4 protein-coding genes and 1 pseudogene are annotated in these 4,967 nt (G+C 74.8%); 4 read left to right on the forward strand and 1 reads right to left on the reverse strand.

The window, feature by feature from the left end; all coding sequences use genetic code 11:
* Positions 1–323 (forward strand): annotated as a pseudogene (locus ACW0Q9_RS29095) (hypothetical protein); the annotation flags it as partial.
* 85 nt (positions 324–408) lie between these two features.
* Positions 409–2,445 carry a thioredoxin domain-containing protein gene (locus tag ACW0Q9_RS29100; RefSeq protein WP_456186735.1) on the forward strand — a complete coding sequence of 679 codons (2,037 nt, stop codon included), beginning with the start codon at positions 409–411 and terminating at the stop codon, positions 2,443–2,445.
* Positions 2,446–2,448: 3 nt separating this feature from the next.
* On the opposite strand, the gene ACW0Q9_RS29105 is transcribed toward ACW0Q9_RS29100, so the two are convergent.
* Entirely contained in the window at positions 2,449–3,099 is a 651-nt protein-coding gene (locus tag ACW0Q9_RS29105) for a pyridoxine/pyridoxamine 5'-phosphate oxidase (RefSeq protein ID WP_456186737.1), read from the reverse strand.
* An 89-nt stretch (positions 3,100–3,188) separates the two neighbouring features.
* Here ACW0Q9_RS29105 and ACW0Q9_RS29110 point away from each other — a divergent pair, with 89 nt between their 5' ends.
* On the forward strand, positions 3,189–4,361 hold the full coding sequence (locus ACW0Q9_RS29110; protein ID WP_456186739.1) for a 5-(carboxyamino)imidazole ribonucleotide synthase: 1,173 nt from the start codon (positions 3,189–3,191) through the stop codon (positions 4,359–4,361).
* 40 nt (positions 4,362–4,401) lie between these two features.
* Positions 4,402–4,893, forward strand: coding sequence for a 5-(carboxyamino)imidazole ribonucleotide mutase (gene purE, locus ACW0Q9_RS29115; protein WP_456186741.1), 492 nt, complete (start codon positions 4,402–4,404; stop codon positions 4,891–4,893).
* Positions 4,894–4,967 lie beyond the last annotated feature (74 nt).

Below are 4,967 nucleotides of genomic sequence, written 5' to 3' on the forward strand. Positions count from 1 at the left end.
GCCGTGCCAGGGCCAGCAGCGCGCTGATCGCGTTCCCCCGGCCGCAGGTCGGCGGCTCACCGGCACACGGGACGGCGGCCACCCTGAACATCAACGGCGCGGTCACCCAGGGCCGCGTGCGGATCTGGTTCGCGGCCACCGACGTGCAGTGCGCGCCGGACCAGGTGGTGGAGTGGTCGGCGACGACCAGCGCGGTGGACGGCCTCCGCTTCCGACCGGGCGACGCGGAGGTCACGGCGCGGGTCGAGGGCCGGGACCCCTTCTACGACGAGTACGTCCAGGTCGACGTCGGCCCGACGACCGTACGCCTGACGCCGGCCTGATCCGGTCCCCCGGTCCGGGTCACGTGACCCGGGCCGGGAAGGGCGACCGGCGGCGGCGGACGCCCGAGGTGGTTATGGTCGTCGGGTGAACCGACTCGCCGATGCCACCTCGCCCTACCTGCTCCAGCACGCCGACAACCCGGTCGACTGGTGGCCCTGGTGCGACGAGGCGTTCGCGGAGGCGAAGCGGCGCGACGTGCCCGTGCTCATCTCGGTCGGCTACGCGGCCTGCCACTGGTGCCATGTGATGGCGCACGAGTCGTTCGAGAACGAGGGCGTCGCCCAGCTCATGAACGACGACTTCGTCTGCGTCAAGGTCGACCGCGAGGAGCGGCCCGACGTCGACGCGGTCTACATGACCGCCACCCAGGCGATGACCGGCCAGGGCGGGTGGCCCATGACGGTCTTCGCCACCCCGGACGGCACCCCGTTCTTCTGCGGCACCTACTTCCCGCGGGCGAACTTCATCCGGCTGCTCGGTTCGGTCGCCACCGCCTGGCGCGACCAGCGGGAGGCGGTGGTCCGGCAGGGCGCCGCCGTGGTCGAGGCGATCGGCGGCGCGCAGGCCGTGGGCGGCCTGACCGCCCCGCTCACCGCCGAGGTGCTGGACGCCGCCGCCGACCAGCTCGCCACGGAGTACGACGAGACGAACGGCGGCTTCGGCGGCGCGCCGAAGTTCCCGCCGCACATGAACCTGCTCTTCCTGCTCCGGCACCACCAGCGCACCGGCTCGCCCCGGAGCCTGGAGATCGTCCGGCACACCTGCGAGGCGATGGCCCGCGGTGGCCTGCACGACCAGCTCGCCGGCGGCTTCGCCCGCTACTCCGTGGACGGGCACTGGACGGTGCCGCACTTCGAGAAGATGCTCTACGACAACGCGCTGTTGCTGCGGGTCTACACCCAGCTCTGGCGGCTCACCGGCGACCGGCTGGCCCGGCGGGTGGCCCGCGACACGGCCCGCTTCCTCGCCGACGAGCTGCACCGGGCCGGCGAGGGTTTCGCCTCGGCGCTGGACGCGGACACCGAGGGTGTCGAGGGCCTCACCTACGTCTGGACGCCGGCCCAGCTCGCCGAGGTGCTGGGCGAGGAGGACGGCCGGTTCGCCGCCGACCTGTTCGGCGTGACCGAGCAGGGGAACTTCGAGGGCGGCACGAGCGTGCTCCGGCTGGCCCGCGACGTGGACGACGCCGACCCGGAGGTCCGGGCCCGCTGGCAGGAGGTGGTGGGGCGGCTGCTCGCCGCCCGGGACACCCGCCCCCAGCCGGCCCGGGACGACAAGGTGGTGGCCGCCTGGAACGGGCTGGCGATCACCGCGATCGCCGAGTTCCAGCAGGTCGCGGCGCTCTACGCGGCCCCCGAGGACGAGGACGCCAACCTCATGGAGGGCGTCACCATCGTGGCCGACGGCGCGATGCGGGACGCCGCCGAGCACCTGGCGGCCGTGCACGTGGTGGACGGCCGGCTGCGCCGGGTGTCCCGGGACAAGGTGGTCGGCGAGCCGGCCGGCGTGCTGGAGGACTACGGCTGCGTGGCCGAGGCGTTCTGTGCGATGCACCAGCTGACCGGTGAGGGGCGGTGGCTCGTGCTGGCCGGGCAGCTCCTCGACGTGGCGCTGGCCCGGTTCGCCGCACCCGACGGCGGCTTCTACGACACCGCCGACGACGCCGAGCGCCTGGTCACCCGCCCGGCGGACCCGACCGACAACGCCACCCCCGCTGGCCGCTCGGCGATCGTCGCGGCACTCGTGGCGTACGCGGCGTTGACGGGGCAGACCCGCTACCGGGAGGCGGCGGAGGCGGCCCTGTCGACGGTCGCGCCGATCGTCGCCCGGCACGCCCGGTTCACCGGCTACTCGGCCATGGTCGGCGAGGCGCTGCTCTCCGGGCCGTACGAGATCGCGGTGGTGACGGACGACCCGGTGGGCGACCCGCTGGTGGCCGCCGCCCTCCGGCACGCCCCGCCCGGGGCCGTGGTGGTGGCGGGCCGCGCCGACCAGCCGGGAGTGCCGCTGCTGGCGGACCGGCCGGCGCTGGACGGGCGGACCACCGCGTACGTCTGCCGGGGGTTCGTCTGCGACCGCCCGGTCACCACGGTCGAGGACCTGGTCGCCCGGCTCGGCTGACGGTCACGGCCAGAGCAGTTCGCGGCTCCACCCGTCGGCGGCCCGCCGGTACCGCAGCCGGACGTGCCGGCGCTCCCGGTCGGCCTGCCAGAACTCGACGCTCGCCGGGGTGACCGCGTAGACCGTGTGCGCCTCGGCGACCAGCCCGGGATCGGCGGCCAGCCGGGCGCGTACCCCGGCCAGCTCCCGGTCCAGCTCGGCGCGGTCGGCGAGGACGGCGCTCTGCCGGCCGGCCAGCGTGGCGATCCGGGAGCCCTCCGGCCGGGCCAGGAAGTCGCGGCGGGAGACGGCGGGGTCGGCGGGACGGGCGGTGCCGCGTACCCGGCCCTGCCGGCCCTGCTCCCGCCAGTGGAAGCCGAGCGCGACGCGGGGATTGCCGGCGATCTGCCTCCCCTTGGCGCTCGTGGCGGAGGTGGCGAAGTGCCAGCCGGCGGCGTCCAGGTCCTTCAGGATCAGCACCCGCGTGTCGGGTGCGCCGTCGGCGTCGACCGTCGCGACCGTCATGGCGTGCGGCTCGTCGACCCCGGCGGCGACGGCTTCCGCGAGCCAGTCGGCGAAGAGGGCGGTGGGCTCCGCCGGCACGCCGGTCGGGTCGAACGACGGCATGTCGTGGGCCAGCACCGGCAGGGCGCGGAGCAGATCGCGGGTCGTCATGGGGGTGATCCTGTCAACCGGGCGCCGGTCCTCCCAGGTCCGGCCCTCGGGACCGGCGCTTGTCGCCGCCCCGATAGGCTGGCGGCGCTATGGATTCCCGTACCGGTCTGCCTGTCGTCGGCATGGTGGGCGGTGGCCAGCTGGCCCGGATGACCCACCAGGCCGCCATCGCCCTCGGCCAGTCGCTGCGTGTGCTCGCGCTCGCCCCGGACGACGGCGCCGCCCTGGTCGCCGCCGACGTCCAGTACGGCGACCACACCGACCTCGCCGCCCTGCGCACCTTCGCCAAGGGGTGCGACGTGGTCACCTTCGACCACGAGCACGTGCCCAACGCGCACATCCGCACCCTGACCGAGGAGGGCGTGAAGCTCTTCCCGCCGGCCGAGGCGCTGGTGCACGCGCAGGACAAGCGGGTGATGCGGGAGCGGCTCGGTGAGCTGGGCGCTCCCAACCCGGCCTGGCGCCCGGTGGAGGCCCCGGCCGACCTGGTCGCGTTCGGCACGGAGACCGGCTGGCCGGTGGTGCTCAAGGCCGCCCGCGGCGGCTACGACGGCCGGGGCGTCTGGATGGTGGACGACGCCACCGCGGCCGCCGAGCTGGCCACCACCCTGCTGGCCGGGGGCACCCCGCTGATCGTCGAGGAGCGGGTGGCGCTGCGGCGGGAGCTGGCCGTGCAGGTGGCCCGCTCGCCGTTCGGGCAGGTCGCCGCGTACCCGGTGGTGGAGACGGTGCAGCGGGACGGCATCTGCGTCGAGGTGCTGGCACCGGCGCCCGACCTGCCGGAGGAGTGGGCGGTCGCCGCGCAGCAGCTCGCCATCGACCTGGCCACCGCGCTCGGCGTGGTCGGCCTGCTCGCGGTGGAGCTGTTCGAGACGCCCGCCGGGCTGGTGGTGAACGAGCTGGCCATGCGGCCGCACAACTCCGGGCACTGGACCATCGAAGGGGCCCGGACCTCGCAGTTCGAGCAGCACCTGCGGGCCGTGCTCGACTACCCGATGGGTGACACCTCGCTCACCGCGCCGGTCGTGGTGATGGCCAACGTGCTCGGCGGTGAGCCGGGCGGCATGTCCATCGACGAGCGGCTGCACCACCTCTTCGCCGCCGAACCCGGTGCCAAGGTCCACCTGTACGGCAAGCAGGTGCGCCCGGGCCGCAAGATCGGGCACGTCACGGTGCTCGGCAGCGACCTGGACGACGTACGGGCCCGGGCCGCGCGTGCCGCCCGGTGGCTGCGCGAAGGCGCCAGTGAGCGCGAGGAGTGAGCTTGCGAGCCCCGCAGTCGCGAACGGAAGGCAGAACAGCATGAGCACCGTCGGGCTGATCATGGGCAGCGACTCGGACTGGCCGGTCATGAAGGCCGCCGCCGAGGCGCTGGACGAGTTCGGCGTGCCCTACGAGGTCGGCGTGGTGTCGGCGCACCGCACCCCGGTCAAGATGATCGAGTACGGGCGGGCCGCCGCCGGCCGGGGCGTCAAGGTGATCATCGCCGGGGCGGGCGGTGCGGCGCACCTGCCCGGCATGGTCGCCTCCGTCACCCCGCTGCCGGTGATCGGCGTGCCGGTGCCGCTGAAGTACCTCGACGGCATGGACTCGCTGCTCTCCATCGTGCAGATGCCGGCCGGCGTGCCGGTCGCCACGGTCTCGATCGGCAACGCCCGCAACGCCGGGCTGCTCGCCGTGCGCATCCTGGGCGCGTCCGACCCGGCGCTGCGCGACCGGATGGCCGCCTACCAGGCCAGCCTGGAGGACCTGGTCGCCGAGAAGGAAGCCGCCCTCCGCGCCTCGCTGAGCTGAGTTCGGGCGGAGCCGGCCTCCCCGGGCAGGACCCCTCCGCGCGGACCCGGCACCCTCTGCCCACCCCCGACGGC

The sequence above is a fragment of the Micromonospora sp. I033 genome (assembly GCF_053890995.1).